Below are 18851 nucleotides of genomic sequence, written 5' to 3'. Positions count from 1 at the left end.
CTAATCTTTATATATATTTATTTTGTTAACTATTTTTTATATAATAAAAATATATATTTAATTCATAGAACTAACAGTTACAAAGATAATACCAGTAACAATACCTAAAAAAATCACAAATGAAGAAGAAATAATTAATAATAAAGAATTAGCAATAAATATCACTTTATTAGATTTTTGATTTTTAAAATGGTAATAAAGTAAAAGACCACAAATAGTAGAAACAATCCATATTGTTAGACCGTAAGGAGTCGTTATTTTTTCCAAATCGAAGATCAAAAAGTAAAAGATGACTATGTGGCAAGTTACTAGTAGAAATGTTGATGGAAGCATTATCTTTTTATTTAAAATCATTTGTTTTACCTCACTTATGTAAATATTACCAAAAGGGTGTGGGTTTTAATATATAATAAGGAAGAAATACATCTTTAATTAACTTATTAAATGGAAAAATCCCTTATAGAAAAATCTATTTCTACAAGGGATAATAATGTTTTTATTAGAAAGACTGATTTTGCGCAGGTTTAATAAATTGTTCTGGGTTTTCAACGAGTCCGCATACAGCGCATTGGACGCGGTAAGTAGGTCCTTGATAGGCCATATGAAAAGCATTCATCGTTTCATTTGTGTATTCTTCTTCTACTTGACCAGTTTGTGGATTTAATTTGACTGGTTTTATTTGTTGTTCAAGAATATTAAAGCGAGTACGGTTCGTTTTACAGCTTGGACATAGCATTGGTTCCATATGTATACACCTCCATTTGTATCATTTCTTAAAATCTTTAATTTTATGCAAGCAAAAAACTTTCTCAATATAAATAGGTGTTTAATGTATTCAAAATTCAGAAAAAATAAAATATAATAAAAGTACGAACTGGTTATGTCCAAACCAAATCTCCTGTTTTATGCCAATAAGCTGGGGGGCCGAGAAATCGGCCTCATTTTTTTTGCTCATTACAACAAAGAACAAGGTTTTTATGAGACTTTTGTCGAAATTTTAGGGATAGATATAAAGGGGGATGTAAAATGGATTTGAAAATGAAGTACATCATTTTATATGTAGAAAAGTTTGAGGAATGTTTAAAATTCTATAAAGATATTTTACAGTTACCTATAAAAGCAGAGCACGGTACATATATTGAATTTAATACTGGAACTACTATTTTAGCGATGAATACGCGGCAAGATGTGAAAGAATTAACAGGACTACCGCTTACAGAAGGTGAATTAAAGTCTTCTCATTTCGAATTAGGATTCGTTGTTGAGAATGTACAAGAAACGATTGAGCAATTTAGAGAACAAGGAATCAAGATTTTAGTTGAACCTATTGTAAAACCGTGGGGACAAACAATTGCCTACATTGCTGATCCAGATGGAAATTATATTGAAATTTGCAGTTCATTAGAATAGAGGGAGAAAGAGAGATGGGATTTCCAAAACTAGAAACAAAACGTTTACTCTTAAGAGAACTTACACTATTAGATGCAGAAACGATGTTCCAATATTTTTCGAAAGAATCAGTTATACGTTATTTCGGAATGGATTCTTTTGAAAATATTGAGCAAGCGAAAACAACGATTCAAACGTTTAAAAATCGTTATGAAGAGGGCAGTGTATTTCGCTGGGGAATCGAGAAAAAAGGGACGGGCCAATTAATCGGAACGTGCGGATTTCATTTAATTAATAATAATCATAAACGAGCTGAAATTGGTTATGAATTAGATGATACATATTGGGGACAAGGATATGCATCGGAAGCATTACAAGCGATTTTAGCTTACGGATTTGAAATGCTGCAACTGATAAGAATCGCAGCGGTTGTATATGTAGAAAATAAAGCTTCTCAAAAGTTGTTAATAAAAGCAGGATTTCAAGAAGAAGGATTACTTCGAAAACATATGATTCAAAATGGAGTTGCTCATGATACCATTTTATATTCTTTATTAAAAGAAGAGTGGAAGAAGTAATGAGTACAAACGAACTTATAACGATTATGAAGAATCATAGGGAAAATAGATTCATTTTAGGTATAGATGGTTTAAGTCGTTCAGGAAAAACAACATTCGTAGCAAATTTAAAAGAAAATATGAAACAAGAAGGCATTCCGTTTCATATTTTCCATATTGATGATCATATAGTGGAGCGTAATCGACGCTATTATACAAACCATGAAGAATGGTATGAGTATTATTGTTTACAGTGGGATATTACATACTTAAGGCAGAAGTTTTTTCAGAAGTTACAACATGAGACAAAATTGACTTTGCCTTTTTATCAAGAGGAAACAGACTCATGTGAAATGAAAAAAGTACAGATTCCTATTGTAGGCGTAATTGTTATTGAAGGAGTTTTTCTGCAGAGAAAAGAATGGAGAGATTTCTTCCATTATATGGTCTATTTGGACTGTCCAAGAGAAACAAGGTTTCTACGTGAGAGTGAAAAAACGCAGGAAAATCTTTCAAAGTTTGAAAATAGGTATTGGAAAGCAGAGGATTATTACTTAGAAACGGAATTGCCGAGGGATAGGGCGGATTTAGTCATTGAATGATTTGAAAATAGAAGGTGAATAGAATGAATATTTTATGGGATTTTGATGGGACGTTATTTGATACGTATCCTGCATATACAATGATGCTTTCTGAAATATTAGGTGATTCAGTAGAAAAACAAGAAATATACAAAAACTTAAAAATATCATACTCTCATGCAATTCAGTATTATAATATTTCATGCGAGCAGGAAGAAAAGATTAAAGTTTTGAAGGGAAAATTCACGCCAAAAGATATGAAACCTTTTGCAGGTGTCGAAGAGGTTTTGAAATTTGCAGATAAAAATGTGATTATGACCCATAAACATAGGGCTGGAGTTATGGATGTTTTAAAATATTATGGCTGGGAAAAATACTTTGTAGATATGGTTACAATTGACGATGGCTTTCCCCGAAAGCCGAACTCTTTAGCTTACGATCATCTGCATAAAAAATACAATATTGATTTAGCTATTGGAGATAGAGAATTAGATTTATTACCTGCAAAAGAATTAGGTATTTCAACATGTATGTTTCAAGGTAATTGTGATGTAGCGGATTATTCTTTATCACATTACTCGGAGTTTTTTAAGGTAGTGAGTGATAGAGAGTTTTCTTTATAAAAAAAGTTATTAATAAAGACTGTATCTTTCATTTTAAAGGTACAGTCTTTATTTTTTAGAGCTATTATATACCAATTGCCGTGGATTAAAGAATGATTGTCTATCTTTAGTAAAGAAATAGTCAGGTTAGTTGTTAGATAGAAATAAACTGACAGATAAAGTGATAGTGTCCATTTTATCTGCTTTTTATTATAACCAAATTATGGTTATTCATACTAATATAAACTCATAGCTATATAGAAGGGGGGGGATTAGTATGAAAACAGAAATAGTTCCTAAAAAGAAGTACAGTATAATAAGCTATATATCTTTACTCATCGGCATTTTGTGTTTTCTATTCGTTTTTATAACGCCAACAAGGATAGCGAATGCAGGTAATATAGTTGGAGATTATATTACAATTGCCCTGACAGGTGTAGGTATCATGCTTTCAATAATCACAATGACGAAAAAAACAGAAAAGAAGGGGGTTGCTATTCTTTCATTAATACTGTCCTCATCATTTTTTATATTTTGGATTATAGCAATTATCCTATTGTTTACTGGTCAAATTAGTTTTGCACCGTAATGTGAAATAAAAAGAGTCCTTTTCGTATGATAACGGGTTCAGTTACGGGAGAGAAAATATAAAATAACACACAAATTAGGGATGTAAATCACATATGATTTAGCATCCCTTTTTTATTGTTATTTCAGTGTTTAAGCGCTTTTATATAGTTAAATAGTGTTCTAAATAATAAGATAAATGGAAAATTTATGTTAAAATAATTATAGAGATTGTGAAAAAATGTTCTTAAACTAGCGTTCAGATTACTTTAAGAAGGTTTTTTTAAAGGAAATGGTAAATATCATATTTTGAAGGGGTGATTGTAGTGGATTAAGTGATTTTTTTAATCTTGGTTAAATACTTTGAAGATAGGGGTTTATAACTATGAATACAAAACTAATAATAGTAGAAGGGTTACCTGGATTTGGAAAATCAACCACTGCAAAGCTAATAAATGAAATTCTAAGCCAAAATAAAATTGAAGTTGAACTATTTTTAGAGGGAAATTTGAACCACCCAGCCGACTATGATGGTGTATCTTGTTTTAATAAATTTGAGTTCAATAGATTATTATCTAACAGTGGAGATTTTAAAGAAGTGCTCCTTAAGAAAGTTCTAAAAAAAGGAAGCAATTATTTATTACCATACAGAAAGATGAAAAATGAGTTTGGTGACCAGTTTTCGGACGAATTATTTAACGTTATTTTAAAAAATGATATATACGAATTACCATTCGATAAAAATGTTGAATTAATTGCTGACAAATGGAATGACTTTGCTGAAATCGCTCTAGAAGACAATAAGGTTTATATCTTTGAATGTTGTTTCATACAAAATCCATTAACTATTGGGATGATTAAATATGGTGAACAAAAAGAAAAAATAATAAATTATGTAATGAAAGTTGCAAAAATCATAGAGAATTTAAACCCAATGTTATTGTATGTAGAACAAGATAATCTTGAATTTTCATTTAGGAAGGCGTTAAAAGAAAGAACTCCAGAATGGTCCACAGGAATTATCGACTATTACACTAACCAAGGCTATGGGAAAGAACATCACCATTCAGGTGTAGAAGGAGCGATAAAAGTTCTTGAAGCTAGAAGGAATTTAGAATTAGAAATATTCGATATGTTAAAAATGAAAAAAGAAACAATCAATAATACAAAATATGAAATTGACTCATATAGGTCAATGTTAAAAGATAAGTTAGCCATACAAATGGTGAAATAGCTTTTTACACTAACTGGTGCTTTAGTTGAAGAAGGAAATAAAAAACGCTCAGAATATTTTCTGAGCGTTTTAGTTTGTTATTTCTAATGTTTATTAGCATTTTTCTCTTCCTAAACTGAACCCATTACTCATATGAAGGACTCTTTTTATTCGGTATCTTCAGGTTGATATTCTAAAATATCCCCCGGTTGGCATTCTAATGCCTTGCAAATGGCTTCTAAAGTTGAAAAACGGACTGCTTTTGCTTTTCCATTTTTCAAGATAGAAAGGTTAGCCATTGTAATTCCAACCTTCTCCGAAAGTTCTGTTACACTCATTTTTCTTTTTGCTAACATTACATCAATATTAATAATAATTGCCATATTATTCACCTCAGACCGTTAAATCATTTTCTGATTTTATATCTATAGCATCTTTTAATAGTCTTTGGAGAACGGCAGCAAAGACCGCGATTACCATTGAAGCAAAAATCATAATCATTCCGATAATAATAATGCCAGGGGCGTCATCTCTCTCTGCCACGAGATAGAAAAGTGGCATACCTAATACATATAATACACTAATTGCCAATGCGCTGTACTTAATATTTTTTAAAGCTTTTACAGATAACTCTGAGAATGCGTTGTTTTTATCAATATAGTTTAAAAGCTTAAATGTTTGGTACAGTGCGAAGTAATAAGGTATTGCTGTTGCGTATAAATTGATAAATACAAGATATTTAATATATGCAATATCCGGATATAATTCTGCGGCGAAATTTCCTATTTTAGGGACTAAAAAAATGCACATAGCAAGAACAGGGATACCGATCAGAATCACAACGGTCTTTAAAAAGAGTGTTGATCCTTGTTTCATAAAAAGCACCTCATTTATTTATTATCTTATTAATTTAACACGAAATTTATTGTTTAACAATAAATTTTTATTTCTTTTAATCGAGGATTTATTGTTAAACAAGTAATTGATGAAAAGGATGCTAAATCTTTTTTATAAGATAGATGACACATACAGGTATTTAATTAAGGAAAGAAAGAGAAAGTAACTATTGTTAGCTTTATGAGAATTGGGAACTAATAAAACATATGTAGGTTGTGGAATGAAAAAGGAAATAAGGTGTATTGAAATGAATGCAAAGTTTATGGAGGAACAATCATGGTTAATTATGGTGTGAAGATGAAAAAATTACTATTAGTGGGAGCTATAATAGTAAGCGTATTAAGTACGGAAAGTATGATGAATTATCATGCGGCCAAAGCTAAGGTGAAAAAAGTAGAACACCAGCCTAAAAATATAATTATGATGGTTATGGACGGAACGAGTTCAACGGCGACAACATTGGCTCGCTGGTATAAAGGGGCACCGCTTACGTTAGATCAAATTGTAACAGGAGGTGTTCGTACATATTCTGCAGAATCAGCTATTACAGACTCAGCGCCAGCAGCAACAGCATTAGCAACTGGAAATAAATCGAATTCAGGATATGTAGGCGTACTACCTTCTATTGTAAATTCACCTAACTTAAAGCCAATAAAAGAAGAGGACAAGTTACGGCCGGTCGCAAACGTATTGGAAGGTGCAAAACGTACTGGCCGTGCAACTGGAATTGTTGCTACATCTGAAATTCAGCATGCTACTCCGGCGGGATTCTCGGCTCACCATGTCAATCGCAAGCAATTTGACGTAATTGCGAAGCAGCAAGTATATCAAAATATAGATGTCGTATTAGGCGGGGGAAAAGCGGCGCTGCTACCTATGAAAAGTAATGGAATCCGAAAAGATGGTGAAAATTTAGTAAAGGTGATTCAAGACAAAGGATACGATTTTGTTGAAACGAAAGATGCGTTATTGAACTCCAAATCTAATAAAATTTGGGGCTCTTTCTCAAATCATGCTCTTGCGTTTGATATAGATCGTATAGCAACAAATCCAGAACAACCAACACTTTCTCAAATGACAGAAAAAGCAATTCAAACATTATCAAAAGACAAAGATGGTTTCTTTTTATTCGTAGAAGGTAGTAAGCCTGATTGGGCAGCTCATGCTAATGATCCAATTGGGATGATTAGTGATGTATTGGCATTTGATGAAGCGGTAGCAAAGGCGTTACAATTTGCGAAGAAAGATGGGGATACGATGCTCATAGCTTTAACTGATCATGGTAACAGCGGTATCTCTATAGGGAATAGATATACGACAAAAGGATACAATACTACACCGGTTTCTGCATACATTGATTCATTGAAAAAGGCGAAAATGACACTTGAAGGAACTATAAATAAACTGAAATCTGATTTATCAAATGTAGAAGATGTAGCTAAACTATACGGTTTGGATAATCTAACTCATGATGAAAAAGAAAAATTAAAAGCGGCAAAAAAGAAAATGGATGTAGGACGAATTCTTACTACATTATTGGCTAATCGTGCAAATATCGGCTTTACGACAGGAGGACATACAGGTGAGGATGTATTTTTACATTCTTATGGACCTCAAAAACCAGAAGGCTTAATCCAAAATACAGACATTGCGAAGACGATGGCGAAAGCGATGGGCTTTAACTTAGAAGAAGTAACGAATAAAATATTTTTAGAGAGTGAACAAGCCTTTAAGAAAGTCAGTGCAACTGTAACAGCTGACAAAACCGAAGGAGCAAACCCGTTACTCGTGGTAAAACATAATAAAGTAGAAGCACAACTATTCAGTAACAAAAATATAATTCGTATCAATGGTAAAGGGTATGAATTAGGAAGTATTATTGTAGAGAGTAATGGAAAGTGCTATGTACCAGAAGAAGCAATTCAACTATTTGTACAGCATTCTCGTTAAAAAATTGCCAACCAGTTAAGCTAACTGGTGGCGATTTTTTGCGTTTATTCTAAATATAAGGGTTCGGATTGTTTTGGGGATTTTTCCAGATGAGACTTGTATAAACGTTAAAGGGGGATTATATTTTTTTCTTACATTAAAAAATTTCGTTTTGTAGAATAGAGAATTTATACATATAGTAAAGTCTAATGTATTATCAATTAATATTTACGAAAAATATATTAATACTTTAGAATTTCTTTAATTTTCATTATTTTTTATTTAATATTATTCGTTATATTTATAATGTGTTTATTTCAATTTATCGTATTGCAGCGCAGTTTCATATAATTATAAAGCAATCCTCAAAATAAAATCTCCACTAGAGTAAATTTATTATTTTTTTGCGTCTTTTTTATCCCGCTATTTGCCGGGTAGTAAGACCCCCACCTCAAAAATCAGCGGAAGCAAAGAAGTTAGGTGGGGGTCGGGTTGCCTGTAAAAGCCCGATTGGTGAGGGCTGATTAAAGTTTCACTTTATTTACGAAAATTATTATGCAGCTAAGAAAACTGTAGTTCATTGAATTAGAGGTATATTAGAATTTAGTTGAAGAAAGAGAGAGGGAATAAAATGAATATAGTGCACTTACGTCCTAAACAGCGGTCTAAGTATCGCATTATGCTAGGGACGTGGTATTACTCTACAAAGAGATACATTCAGTGGTTAGTAGACGGAAAAACATATGCAAAAAGGCTCCAACAAGAAAAGCTACCTTGTACAGCAATTCAGCACCGAACGATATTACTTCGTAAGCTCAAAGATGTAGATATGTGGTATCAACAGAATAAGGTTGTTAATTTGAAAATTGCTGTTAAAAAACTAAATGGTATCGTCATTAGACCAGGAGAAACATTTTCTTACTGGCGTTTAATAGGTAAGCCTACGAGGAAAAAAGGGTATGTAGAAGGTATGGTATTACACTACGGATCTTTTCAAACAGGTATTGGAGGAGGTCTTTGTCAGCTTTCGAATTTAATATATTGGATGACTTTACATACACCACTGACAGTAACAGAACGATATCGTCATAGCTTTGATGTCTTTCCTGATTCTAGGCGAACTCAACCGTTTGGGAGTGGAGCGACTTGTTCCTATAACTATTTGGATTTACAAATTAAAAATGAAACGGACCAACCGTATCAACTTCACCTTTATATGACAGATGAATATTTAGTTGGTGAATGGAGAACAGTCTATCCGCAACTTTATCAATATGAAGTGTATGAGAAAGAACACTCAATTCAACCTGCATACTGGGGCGGTTATATACGACATAATGTGATTCAACGTAAAGTATATAATCAACAGAAACAGTTAATAGAAGATCAATATGTAACGGAGAATCACGCTATAATGATGTATGAACCACTATTAGCTTGTAATAATGAGAATAGTGAGTAATATGGTAATCCATAGATTAAATAGTATAGAAAATATTTAATTCTTATTTTTATTAAAAAAATATAAATCTCAGATTTACTGGATTTTGATTGTAACTAAGAACATATAAAAGTTCACTGTTATTTATAGGAGAGCCTGTTTGTTTTTCTATCTTTTGTATTTCACTCTGCATAAAAAAATATTTCTCAACATTTTATTTGTTGAAAAAGATTGAATATTCGTATTATAACGAATATTATGTTGTTATCGGCAAAAAACGATAATTTGCAGACACTGGGGAGGAAATGCATTGAAAAAGAAAAAGAAATTAAAACCATTAGCGGTATTAACAACAGCAGCGGTACTAAGTAGTACGTTTGCTTTTGGAGGTCACGCAGCGTATGCTGAGACACCAACATCATCTCTACCAATAGATGAGCACTTAATACCGGAGGAGCGTTTGGCAGAAGCACTAAAACAACGGGGGGTAATTGATCAATCTGCATCACAAGCTGAGACGTCAAAGGCTGTCGAAAAATATGTTGAGAAAAAGAAAGGGGAAAACCCTGGGAAAGAAATCTTAACAGGAGATAGTCTTACACAAGAAGCTTCTGATTTTATGAAAAAAGTAAAAGATGCAAAAATGAAGGAAAATGAGCAGGCGCAGCAGCCTGAAGTAGGCCCAGTAGCTGGACAAGGTGCAGCATTAAATCCAGGGAAATTAAATGGAAAAGTACCTACTACATCAGCGAAGCAAGAAGAATACAATGGAGCTGTTCGAAAAGATAAAGTACTTGTTTTACTTGTAGAATTTAGCGATTTTAAGCATAACAATATTGATCAAGAGCCAGGATACATGTATTCTAAGGACTTTAATCGTGAACATTATCAAAAAATGTTATTTGGTGATGAACCATTCACTTTATTTGATGGATCGAAGATTAACACATTTAAGCAATATTATGAAGAACAATCTGGTGGTAGCTATACAGTTGATGGGACTGTAACAGAATGGCTTACTGTTCCAGGAAAAGCATCAGATTATGGTGCTGATGCGGGTACTGGGCATGATAACAAGGGGCCTTTAGGACCAAAAGATTTTGTGAAAGAAGCATTAAAAGCAGCAGTAGCAAAAGGAATCAATTTAGCAGACTATGACCAATTTGATCAATACGATCAAGATGGTGATGGAAATAAAAATGAGCCAGATGGCATTATTGATCATTTAATGGTTGTACATGCTGGCGTTGGTCAAGAAGCTGGCGGCGGTAAATTGAAAGATGATGCGATTTGGTCACATCGTTCAAAACTAGGTTCAAAACCATATGCAATTGATGGCACGAAATCTTCTGTTTCGAACTGGGGTGGAAAGATGGCTGCATATGATTATACAATCGAGCCTGAAGACGGAGCAGTTGGTGTGTTTGCGCATGAGTATGGTCATGATTTAGGTTTACCAGATGAATATGATACAAAGTACTCAGGACAAGGTGAACCTGTTGAGTCATGGTCTATTATGAGTGGTGGTAGCTGGGCTGGAAAAATTGCAGGAACAGAGCCAACGAGTTTCTCACCACAAAATAAAGAGTTTTTCCAAAAGAATATGAAGGGGAACTGGGCGAATATCCTTGAAGTAGATTATGACAAACTTAGCAAAGGCATCGGTGTTGCAACATATGTAGATCAAAGTACTACAAAATCTAAACGACCTGGAATCGTTCGTGTTAACTTGCCGGACAAAGATATAAAAAATATCGAATCGGCGTTTGGTAAGAAGTTCTATTATAGTACAAAAGGAAATGACATTCATACAACACTTGAGACACCAGTATTTGACTTAACAAATGCAAAGGATGCTAAGTTCGATTATAAGGCATTTTACGAACTTGAAGCGAAGTATGATTTCCTTGACGTATATGCGATTGCAGAAGATGGAACGAAGACACGCATTGATAGAATGGGCGAAAAAGATGTAAAAGGCGGCGCGGATACAACTGATGGTAAATGGGTTGATAAATCATACGATTTAAGCCAATTCAAAGGAAAAAAAGTAAAACTGCAATTTGAGTACTTAACAGATATTGCAGTAGCTTATAAAGGATTTGCGTTAGATAATGCAGCCTTAACTGTAGATGGAAAAGTTGTTTTCTCTGATGATGCAGAAGGTCAGCCAGCAATGACGTTAAAAGGCTTTACTGTGTCTAACGGATTTGAACAGAAAAAACATAATTACTATGTAGAGTGGAGAAATTACGCTGGTTCTGACACTGCGTTACAACATGCACGTGGCCCAGTATTTAATACAGGAATGGTTGTATGGTATGCGGATCAAAGCTTTACAGATAACTGGGTAGGCGTTCATCCAGGTGAAGGGTTCTTAGGAGTTGTAGATTCTCATCCAGAGGCAATTGTAGGGACATTAAACGGACAACCTACTGTGAAGAGCAGTACGCGTTATCAAATTGCCGATGCGGCATTCTCATTTGATCAAACGCCAGCATGGAAAGTAAATTCACCAACTCGCGGTATCTTTGATTATAAAGGATTACCAGGAGTGGCGAAATTTGATGATTCTAAGCAATACATCAACAGCATTATTCCTGATGCAGGACGTAAGTTACCAAAATTAGGACTGAAGTTTGAAGTGGTAGGCCAAGCTGAAGACAAGTCTGCAGGTGCAGTTTGGCTTCATCGATAAAATAAGGTAAAAAGAAGAGGAGCTGCCATAAGTCGGTGAAATTGACTTATGGTAGCTCTTTTCTTCTTGTGAAAAAACTCTCTGTTTTTTTATGTACTTATTGGAAAAATTCGAAGTTTCTTTGATATATATAATGCTCCGTTTGTCCAATTATAGAAGCTATTTTGGACGTAAGAAATTTGTAAGTAATGAGTAAGAAAAAAGAGATTTTTATAGTATAAAATATTTATTATAGCTACTTTTAACACCTGATACTAATAGTGTGCTATAATATGAATTAGCAACAAAAAGGAAAGGAATTAGAACAATGACCTTAGAAAATACTAAAAATTTAAAAAAACAAGTTGCTCCTTTTGAAAAATCAACGATTAAAAAAAGTGTTTGGCAACTGATCAACACAATCGTGCCATTTATTATTTTATGGTACCTTGCTTATAAAAGTTTGTCAGTTTCTTATTGGTTAACATTAGTTCCAGCACTGTTAGCCGCTGGATTTATGACAAGGATTTTCATTATTTTTCATGATTGCACCCATTATTCGTTTTTTAAAAGTCGACGTGCGAATAGAATAGTTGGAACGTGTATGGGTGTTTTAACATTATTCCCATTTGATCAGTGGGGGCATGAGCATTCTATTCACCACGCTACGAGTGGTAATTTGGATAAAAGGGGTACAGGAGATATTTGGACGCTTACAGTAGATGAATATGTAGCAGCACCATTTAGACTCCGTTTAGCATATCGTTTATATCGCAATCCATTCGTTATGTTTGGGTTAGGCCCGATTTATGTTTTCCTGCTTAAAAATAGATTTAACCGAAAAGGTGCTAGAAAAAAAGAACGTATGAACACTTATTTAACGAATATTTTAATCGTTGCTATTATAGGAATGCTTTGCTGGGCAATTGGATGGCAATCGTTTCTTTTAGTACATGGTTCTATATTTTTAATAGCAGGTTCAATAGGTATTTGGTTGTTTTACGTACAGCACACATTCGAGGATTCCTATTTTGAAGAAGATAAAGAGTGGGAATATGTGAAAGCGGCAGTGGAGGGAAGTTCTTTTTATAAACTTCCAAAAATTTTGCAATTTCTAACGGGTAATATTGGATTCCATCATGTTCACCATTTAAGTCCAAGAGTACCTAACTATAAATTAGAAGAGGCACACAACAATACGCTTCCTTTAAAAAATGTACCAACGATTACGCTTGCTACAAGCTTGCGTTCACTCCGTTTCCGTCTTTGGGATGAGAAAAGTAACAATTTTGTTAGCTTTAAAGATGTCAAAAATATAATTAAAAATAATGTTTCTGTTCGGGTGAAATCTGAACTATAATTGCATCGTATATAAAACTCCCCTTAATCATTTTCGATTTAAGGGGAGTTTTTGTTTAAAGAGTAGATGCCAGATAAGAAGAAAAATTAAATGATTTAAATTATAATTGAAGCAGATTAGAAAATTGCTTGTACGTAAGTACAAATATAAGTTGACAGTAAATACATTATGTTAACAAATGGAGTTGTCATTAATTTTCCGTTATGATAACTGTTCATAACGGAAAATTAATAGCAAAAGGGGGGAGTACACATGCCCATCAACTTAAAAATGAAAACAAAGTGTACTTTCTGTGTACACTTGTTTTTTCATACGCTCACGAAGTTGTTTTTCTGTTAATCGATACATAATCACCCGAGTGAATAGTTTTTTATCCTTTCCAAAATAAGCTTCTTTTATTTCATAGGACTTTCCTGGTTTTAAGGTATCCATGATGTGCTCTAAATCAACTTTGATGTACTGATATTGTTTTTTTATTGTTCCGTTTCGAAAGTATTCAGGAAATTCATTTTTGACATATATCCTATTGTTTAATTTGAGTCGCGATATATAGTACACACCACGTTGATCCATTTGAACAAATTATCCTTTTCCATACCGATCACACATCTTTTGTAGAGTGATAGTATCAGCATATCCCAGTTTAAGAGTTTACTTACAAAATATTTAGAATTTTTTTGCGATAATCCTCCGAAATGTAATACGGACTTTAAATACTTTCATTTATAATTCTCTATTTGTCTATACTTTTCATATCGCTGTTGTATAAGCTCTTCCGAGGATAATAGTATCAATTTTTTTAGAGATGATTCGATTACAGATTCAATCATTTTTGCCTGTAATTGTATATCATTTTGTGCTCCACCTTTAATTTCAGGAATGATTTCATCAATAATTCCTAAATGTTTTAAATCTTTTGCTGAAATTTTCATATGTTCAGCAGCTTCTGGAGCATACTTAGCGTCCTTCCATAGGATAGATGCTGCTCCTTCGGGCGAAATTACCGAGTACCATGAATACTCTAACATATGGATATGGTTACCGACACTAATGCCAAGAGCTCCACCACTTGATGCCTCTCCAATTACAATACAAACAATTGGCACTTTAAGTGTAGTCATTTCAAATAGATTTCGAGCTATCGCTTCAGAAATTCCACGTTCTTCAGACCCTATCCCTGGATAGGCGCCTATTGTATCAATAAATGTAATAATAGGGCGATTAAATTTATCAGCTTGTTTCATAAGTCTTAGCGCTTTTCTATAACCTTCTGGATGTGCCATTCCAAAATTTCTTTCTATACTTTCCTTTGTATTTCTACCTCTTTGATGACCAATAACCGTAACGGGCATTCCTTTAAATTTTGCAATACCACCTATCATTGCTTTATCATCACCATATAATCGATCACCATGAAGTTCGAGAAAGTTTGTAAACAATAAAGGTATATAGTCCAATGTCGTGGGTCGATTACGTAGCCTTGCAATTTGAACTCGTTGAAAAGGTGTAATATTAGAATAAATTTTATCTTGCATTTTATTTAAACGTTTTTCTAATTCATGAATTTCTGACGATAAATCTACATTATTTTCTTTCATAATTTTCTTTAATTCATCAAATTTCTCTTTTAATTCAATAATAGGACGTTCAAAATGCAAACTCATTTTATCCTCCAAATGTTATGACTTACCTCACTCTAATCAAAAGGCTTAGAAATAGAATCAATAAATAATTCAAAACCATCCACAACTATTTTTTGTTCTGATTCTGATAAATTATTGAGAATACTTTGATAAAATGTAATGGATTGCTCTCTTAAGCAATTAACAGTTATGTGACCTTTTTCTGTGAGGTGCAGAAAAAGTTCTCTTCTATTTTTTTCATTTACTTCACGATAAATAAGCCCCTTTTTTACTAACTTATCTACCAATCTACTTACAGTTGAAGTCTCTAATCTAAGTTTATTGGATAGTTGCCAAACAGTTAATTTTTCCACCTCTAGTTCTTCTAACGCCATCATTTGAGAAGTTGGTAAAGGTTTTTCAAATGGTCCATTGGGCAAATTTTGAGATTCAAAAACCCCGGTTATTATAATCATTTTCTTGATATCTTTTCTTAGTTTTAAGGCATCTTCTCTTTTCAAAAAGGTCACCCTCCTACAACTATTGTATCATACATCAATTGTATTATACATGAATATGATTTTTTCACAAGCTTAACGTAAGCCAATATTACAACATGGACGAGATATTTCTTCTTGTTAAAATGGTATAAGTGGATTGTTTTCTACAAATAGCAGAACATCAATTATGTATCAGGGGCCTTTATGGGGTACCGCTCATCGAAATCAAGCTAAGAAAATAAAACTACCTAAAAAACGAAATTTTGTGACAACTTGTGACGAAATTTCGTTTTTGGGGGGGAATTCTAAATTCTTAAGTTGATGGGCATGGGGATAGTACAACATTATATCTAAAAATAAGAAAAGACTTGAACGGAGATTTCATTCATTTTTCTTGGTGTTCCGTATTCCATACACTTAAATAGGATGCATATTCTAATTCATCTGGATTCTCATGTAACATAGAAATGAATTCTAATTTATTTCCATCACAATCTAGAAAGTATACACTTGCAGCGGGCATCCACCTTTGGACAATTGGCTCTTGATTTCCTTTTCCTTGACTTCCTATCACTTCTATTCCACGTTCCTCTAACCACGCTTTAGAAGTCATTAAAGACTCTAAATTTACACCAAAAGCAAAATGTCTCGGCTCAAAGTCTTCGATATTATTTACTTCCCATAGTCCAAGCATTTGTTGTTTATTTTCTCCGACCCAAAAGAAAGCCACTCTTCTTTTGGAGAGTTTTCTTGCTAATGTTAATCCTAGCTTGTTTTGATAGAAATTTATTGCCTTTTCTAAATTTCTTACATGTAAATGAGTTTCGTATATGTTCTGTATTATTATGATCATTCCTTTCTTTATTGGTAACTACCAATTAAATAGTGAATGTAATTCTAAAGTTGAAATATGTATAAGCCTAGTAATGTACATCTATATCCGATATACCTATTTACTATTATATTGAAATTGGAATGTGATAAATCCCACTGAGGTAGTAAGTGTTTAAATGAACACTCTACTACTTTTGTAGGAGAGGGGATATATCTATTAAATTCAGATGAAATCATATTTAAATAATGAAAAACGCTATTCTTTTCGTAAGAATAGCGTTTTTTATGTTTTTAAGTTGGTGGCCATAGGGTAGAATTTGAAAAATGAGGATTTACAAAGCTAAGAAGTTTAACTCCACAAAAAAATCGATTTCCTGTGGAGTTAAAGGAATCGACTTTTTTATTTACCTTGATGTATTAACGCAGCTGTTAACTTAATAGTAAATAAGTATAATCCACTATTTCTCCCAAAGTTCGATCAATCGACCTTCAGGATCCTTAATCCAAATAAACTTTCCAAATTCACTGATTTCTTCTTTCTTCTCAAGAGGTACACCAATATTCTCAAGATTCTTTATAGTCTCGTTTAGATTATGTACTTCGAAATTTAACATCACTTGTTGTTCTTTTGGAAAATAATTGTCATTCTCTGTAAAGAAAGAAAAGATGGTCTCATTTCCTAACTGGGGTTTAATCACAGTTCCATTCCAATCTTCTATATCAAGTTTCAACACTTCACTGTACCATTTTTTTATAACATCAAGATTCTTAGTTCTCCAAAATATTCCTCCAAAACCTTTTATCATCGTATCTAACTCCTGTCTGTCTTTAAATATATATTAAATATATCAAAACAAAACAGTAATAGTAAGCAGAATCATCAACTTATGAATAGTAAAAATAGTAATTGTTAGTATTATAGTATTTACTACATTAACACTTTCTACAACATCATTAGCAGAACTTGAAATTTTGGGAAAGGTATAGAAATGCTCATTTTTCAACCCAAAGTTTACCTGAGCAATCCAGAACTTAAAGTGTTATAAATAATTCTTTCAATAGTAGGGGGAAATGAGAGAAGGAACGATAAAAGACCACACATGAAGTGAAACGCCATGTGTGGTCTTTTATGTATCGTCAAATATTACGAAGTCTCGCTAATTTTACTTTCACTATGAGTGTTAGTAGATATTCTTTTCTTAACTTTAAAGTGATAGTAGGTATAGCAAAAGATGATAAATGGTACAGTGCAATAGATTCCAAGTCGTTGTTCTGGGATAAAAATAAGACTGATTAATATAATGCCATACAATCCAAAACCAAGAATTGGTACGAGTGGATAAAGTGGTGTTTTAAATTTTAAGTCTTCTAATTTTCCACCGTCTGCTAAATAATGTTTGCGGAAAAAGAATTGAGAAACACAAATTGACATCCAAACAATAATGGTAATGACTCCGGAAATTGAAATGAGCCATAAGTAAACCGTTTCAGCAGCTACTACGCTTGTCAAAAGAGAAAAAGCAGAAATAGCTATCGTCATGATTAAAGCGTTGAGAGGAATCCCACGTGATGATAATTTCTTTAAAAAGGCTGGAGCCATTTCGTTTTTTGATAAAGACCAAAGCATTCGAGTAGCAGCGTATAGTCCTGAGTTTGCAACAGAAAGAACAGCAGTAAGAATAACAAAGTTCATAATATCAGCTGCATATGGAATACCGATATTATCAAAAACAGCAACGAATGGGCTCTTTGTTAATCCAGCTTCTTCCCAAGGAATTAAAGCAACAAGAACAAAGATTGCTAAGACGAAGAAAAACATTGTGCGCCATATAATATTTCTAATAGAACGAGGTAAAGTTTTTGCTGGATCTTCACTTTCACCTGCTGCGATTCCAACAAGTTCTGTACCTTGGAAGGAATAGTTGACTGTAACCATTGTTAAAAGAATAGCGGCAAGTCCATTTGGGAATAAACCACCATGATTTACGAAATTTGATAATAGCGGAGCGGGTTCGTCACCTTTTAAATCAATAAAACCGAACATAGCGGCGCCGCCAAGAATAATGAAAGCGATAATGGCAGATACTTTTATACTTGAAAACCAAAATTCTGTTTCTGCATAACTACGAGCAGATAATGCGTTAATAGTGAAGATTGTAACGCCAAATATTAAACACCAAACCCAAACAGGAATATCAGGAAACCAGCGCTGCATTGTAATGCCGGCAGTTGTAAATTCAAGACCGGTCGTATTCGCCCAGCTTAACCAATACAACCATCCGATTGTAAAGCCAGTTGCAGGATTGATGAACTTAGTGGCATATTCCTGGAAAGAACCTGAAACAGGCATGGCTACAGCAAGTTCACCAAGACATAGCATAACGAAATACATTAATAATCCACCGGCCATAAAGGCAAGTACGGATCCGCCAGGTCCAGCTTGACTTATAATAAAGCCAGATCCGTTAAATAACCCCGTTCCAATCACACCACCGAGTGCAATCATGAATAAGTGTCTACTTTTCATCGTCCGTTTTAATTCATTGTTTGTATTGCTTACTTGCGCCATTGTTTTCCTCACTTTCATAGTTGATAGAATAAAGTTTGGTGTTTTTCCGTATTATGGAATGTATTCCGTGATGTGAAATCTTGTTATAATTTTCAGATAATTAAAAAGAAAAG

At 33.3% G+C, this 18851-nt stretch carries 19 protein-coding genes and 1 pseudogene; 10 read left to right on the top strand and 10 right to left on the bottom strand.

All coding sequences use genetic code 11. The annotated features are described in order from the left end of the window. Nucleotides 1–57: 57 nt before the first annotated feature. The gene (locus AC241_RS35210) at nucleotides 58–354 is read right to left on the bottom strand and encodes a hypothetical protein (RefSeq protein ID WP_080990806.1); all 297 of its coding nucleotides are present in this window, start codon (nucleotides 352–354) and stop codon (nucleotides 58–60) included. 145 nt (nucleotides 355–499) lie between these two features. Next, entirely contained in the window at nucleotides 500–745 is a 246-nt protein-coding gene (locus AC241_RS15075) for a hypothetical protein (RefSeq protein ID WP_016081132.1), read from the bottom strand. Between the two features lie 281 nt (nucleotides 746–1026). On the opposite strand from AC241_RS15075, the gene AC241_RS15070 reads away from it, so the two are divergent. The 6 genes from AC241_RS15070 to AC241_RS15045 all read left to right on the top strand — a co-directional run bounded on the left by AC241_RS15070 (nucleotide 1027) and on the right by AC241_RS15045 (nucleotide 4930). Then, nucleotides 1027–1410, top strand: a complete 384-nt coding sequence (locus tag AC241_RS15070; protein WP_000364497.1) for a VOC family protein — start codon at nucleotides 1027–1029, stop codon at nucleotides 1408–1410. Between the two features lie 14 nt (nucleotides 1411–1424). After that, nucleotides 1425–1967, top strand: coding sequence for a GNAT family N-acetyltransferase (locus AC241_RS15065; protein ID WP_050844080.1), 543 nt, complete (start codon nucleotides 1425–1427; stop codon nucleotides 1965–1967). Then, a complete protein-coding gene (locus AC241_RS15060; RefSeq protein ID WP_050844079.1) occupies nucleotides 1967–2548 on the top strand; it encodes a kinase in 582 nt (193 codons plus the stop codon). The genes AC241_RS15065 and AC241_RS15060 overlap by 1 nt, the downstream gene beginning before the upstream one ends. 23 nt (nucleotides 2549–2571) lie before the next feature. Beyond that, nucleotides 2572–3150: an HAD-IA family hydrolase gene (locus AC241_RS15055; protein WP_050844077.1), complete on the top strand. Its 579-nt coding sequence runs from the start codon at nucleotides 2572–2574 to the stop codon at nucleotides 3148–3150. Nucleotides 3151–3406: 256 nt separating this feature from the next. Then, nucleotides 3407–3718: a hypothetical protein gene (locus AC241_RS15050; RefSeq protein WP_029442651.1), complete on the top strand. Its 312-nt coding sequence runs from the start codon at nucleotides 3407–3409 to the stop codon at nucleotides 3716–3718. A gap of 363 nt (nucleotides 3719–4081) precedes the next feature. Further along, nucleotides 4082–4930 (top strand): P-loop NTPase family protein, encoded by an 849-nt coding sequence (locus AC241_RS15045; protein WP_050844076.1) that lies wholly within the window; start codon nucleotides 4082–4084, stop codon nucleotides 4928–4930. 146 nt (nucleotides 4931–5076) lie between these two features. Here the strand turns inward: AC241_RS15045 and AC241_RS15040 are convergent, their stop codons facing one another. Next, nucleotides 5077–5292 (bottom strand): helix-turn-helix domain-containing protein, encoded by a 216-nt coding sequence (locus AC241_RS15040; RefSeq protein ID WP_000974619.1) that lies wholly within the window; start codon nucleotides 5290–5292, stop codon nucleotides 5077–5079. A 10-nt stretch (nucleotides 5293–5302) separates the two neighbouring features. Continuing rightward, the gene (locus AC241_RS15035) at nucleotides 5303–5785 is read right to left on the bottom strand and encodes a DUF2975 domain-containing protein (protein ID WP_001977318.1); all 483 of its coding nucleotides are present in this window, start codon (nucleotides 5783–5785) and stop codon (nucleotides 5303–5305) included. Nucleotides 5786–6082: 297 nt separating this feature from the next. Here AC241_RS15035 and AC241_RS15030 point away from each other — a divergent pair, with 297 nt between their 5' ends. From AC241_RS15030 to desA, 4 genes are all read left to right on the top strand, one after another. After that, the gene (locus AC241_RS15030; RefSeq protein WP_050844074.1) at nucleotides 6083–7756 is read left to right on the top strand and encodes an alkaline phosphatase; all 1674 of its coding nucleotides are present in this window, start codon (nucleotides 6083–6085) and stop codon (nucleotides 7754–7756) included. A gap of 610 nt (nucleotides 7757–8366) precedes the next feature. Beyond that, the gene (locus AC241_RS15025) at nucleotides 8367–9197 is read left to right on the top strand and encodes a VanW family protein (RefSeq protein WP_016081140.1); all 831 of its coding nucleotides are present in this window, start codon (nucleotides 8367–8369) and stop codon (nucleotides 9195–9197) included. A gap of 289 nt (nucleotides 9198–9486) precedes the next feature. After that, the gene (locus AC241_RS15020; RefSeq protein ID WP_000727446.1) at nucleotides 9487–11874 is read left to right on the top strand and encodes an immune inhibitor A domain-containing protein; all 2388 of its coding nucleotides are present in this window, start codon (nucleotides 9487–9489) and stop codon (nucleotides 11872–11874) included. A 307-nt stretch (nucleotides 11875–12181) separates the two neighbouring features. Continuing rightward, complete coding sequence (gene desA, locus AC241_RS15015; RefSeq protein ID WP_000171497.1) at nucleotides 12182–13213, top strand: Delta(5) desaturase DesA; 1032 nt, start codon at nucleotides 12182–12184, stop codon at nucleotides 13211–13213. A 285-nt stretch (nucleotides 13214–13498) separates the two neighbouring features. On the opposite strand, the pseudogene AC241_RS15010 reads toward desA, so the two are convergent. The 6 genes and pseudogenes from AC241_RS15010 to AC241_RS14985 form a co-directional block, all read right to left on the bottom strand. Continuing rightward, nucleotides 13499–13789: pseudogene (locus AC241_RS15010) on the bottom strand (IS4 family transposase); the annotation flags it as partial. A 143-nt stretch (nucleotides 13790–13932) separates the two neighbouring features. Then, nucleotides 13933–14877: an acetyl-CoA carboxylase carboxyltransferase subunit alpha gene (locus tag AC241_RS15005; RefSeq protein ID WP_050844072.1), complete on the bottom strand. Its 945-nt coding sequence runs from the start codon at nucleotides 14875–14877 to the stop codon at nucleotides 13933–13935. A gap of 32 nt (nucleotides 14878–14909) precedes the next feature. Next, the gene (locus AC241_RS15000; RefSeq protein WP_000817653.1) at nucleotides 14910–15356 is read right to left on the bottom strand and encodes a MarR family winged helix-turn-helix transcriptional regulator; all 447 of its coding nucleotides are present in this window, start codon (nucleotides 15354–15356) and stop codon (nucleotides 14910–14912) included. A 364-nt stretch (nucleotides 15357–15720) separates the two neighbouring features. Continuing rightward, nucleotides 15721–16179 (bottom strand): VOC family protein, encoded by a 459-nt coding sequence (locus tag AC241_RS14995; RefSeq protein ID WP_029442645.1) that lies wholly within the window; start codon nucleotides 16177–16179, stop codon nucleotides 15721–15723. Nucleotides 16180–16627: 448 nt separating this feature from the next. After that, on the bottom strand, nucleotides 16628–16975 hold the full coding sequence (locus AC241_RS14990) for a VOC family protein (RefSeq protein ID WP_050844070.1): 348 nt from the start codon (nucleotides 16973–16975) through the stop codon (nucleotides 16628–16630). A 338-nt stretch (nucleotides 16976–17313) separates the two neighbouring features. Beyond that, entirely contained in the window at nucleotides 17314–18738 is a 1425-nt protein-coding gene (locus AC241_RS14985; protein WP_016081145.1) for an amino acid permease, read from the bottom strand. Nucleotides 18739–18851 lie beyond the last annotated feature (113 nt).

Source organism: Bacillus thuringiensis (assembly GCF_001182785.1).
In the GTDB taxonomy this organism is placed as follows: Bacteria; Bacillota; Bacilli; order Bacillales; family Bacillaceae_G; genus Bacillus_A; species Bacillus_A thuringiensis_S.
Note: the sequence above shows the minus strand (reverse complement) of the source record. Positions and strands in the feature narration are given on the sequence as shown.

Coding starts and splice junctions, on each gene's coding strand:
- AC241_RS35210 (WP_080990806.1), bottom strand. CDS start 354: ATGATTTTAAATAAAAAGATAATGCTTCCATCAACATTTCTACTAGTA.
- AC241_RS15075 (WP_016081132.1), bottom strand. CDS start 745: ATGGAACCAATGCTATGTCCAAGCTGTAAAACGAACCGTACTCGCTTT.
- AC241_RS15070 (WP_000364497.1), top strand. CDS start 1,027: ATGGATTTGAAAATGAAGTACATCATTTTATATGTAGAAAAGTTTGAG.
- AC241_RS15065 (WP_050844080.1), top strand. CDS start 1,425: ATGGGATTTCCAAAACTAGAAACAAAACGTTTACTCTTAAGAGAACTT.
- AC241_RS15060 (WP_050844079.1), top strand. CDS start 1,967: ATGAGTACAAACGAACTTATAACGATTATGAAGAATCATAGGGAAAAT.
- AC241_RS15055 (WP_050844077.1), top strand. CDS start 2,572: ATGAATATTTTATGGGATTTTGATGGGACGTTATTTGATACGTATCCT.
- AC241_RS15050 (WP_029442651.1), top strand. CDS start 3,407: ATGAAAACAGAAATAGTTCCTAAAAAGAAGTACAGTATAATAAGCTAT.
- AC241_RS15045 (WP_050844076.1), top strand. CDS start 4,082: ATGAATACAAAACTAATAATAGTAGAAGGGTTACCTGGATTTGGAAAA.
- AC241_RS15040 (WP_000974619.1), bottom strand. CDS start 5,292: ATGGCAATTATTATTAATATTGATGTAATGTTAGCAAAAAGAAAAATG.
- AC241_RS15035 (WP_001977318.1), bottom strand. CDS start 5,785: ATGAAACAAGGATCAACACTCTTTTTAAAGACCGTTGTGATTCTGATC.
- AC241_RS15030 (WP_050844074.1), top strand. CDS start 6,083: ATGGTTAATTATGGTGTGAAGATGAAAAAATTACTATTAGTGGGAGCT.
- AC241_RS15025 (WP_016081140.1), top strand. CDS start 8,367: ATGAATATAGTGCACTTACGTCCTAAACAGCGGTCTAAGTATCGCATT.
- desA (WP_000171497.1), top strand. CDS start 12,182: ATGACCTTAGAAAATACTAAAAATTTAAAAAAACAAGTTGCTCCTTTT.
- AC241_RS15005 (WP_050844072.1), bottom strand. CDS start 14,877: ATGAGTTTGCATTTTGAACGTCCTATTATTGAATTAAAAGAGAAATTT.
- AC241_RS14990 (WP_050844070.1), bottom strand. CDS start 16,975: ATGATAAAAGGTTTTGGAGGAATATTTTGGAGAACTAAGAATCTTGAT.
- AC241_RS14985 (WP_016081145.1), bottom strand. CDS start 18,738: ATGGCGCAAGTAAGCAATACAAACAATGAATTAAAACGGACGATGAAA.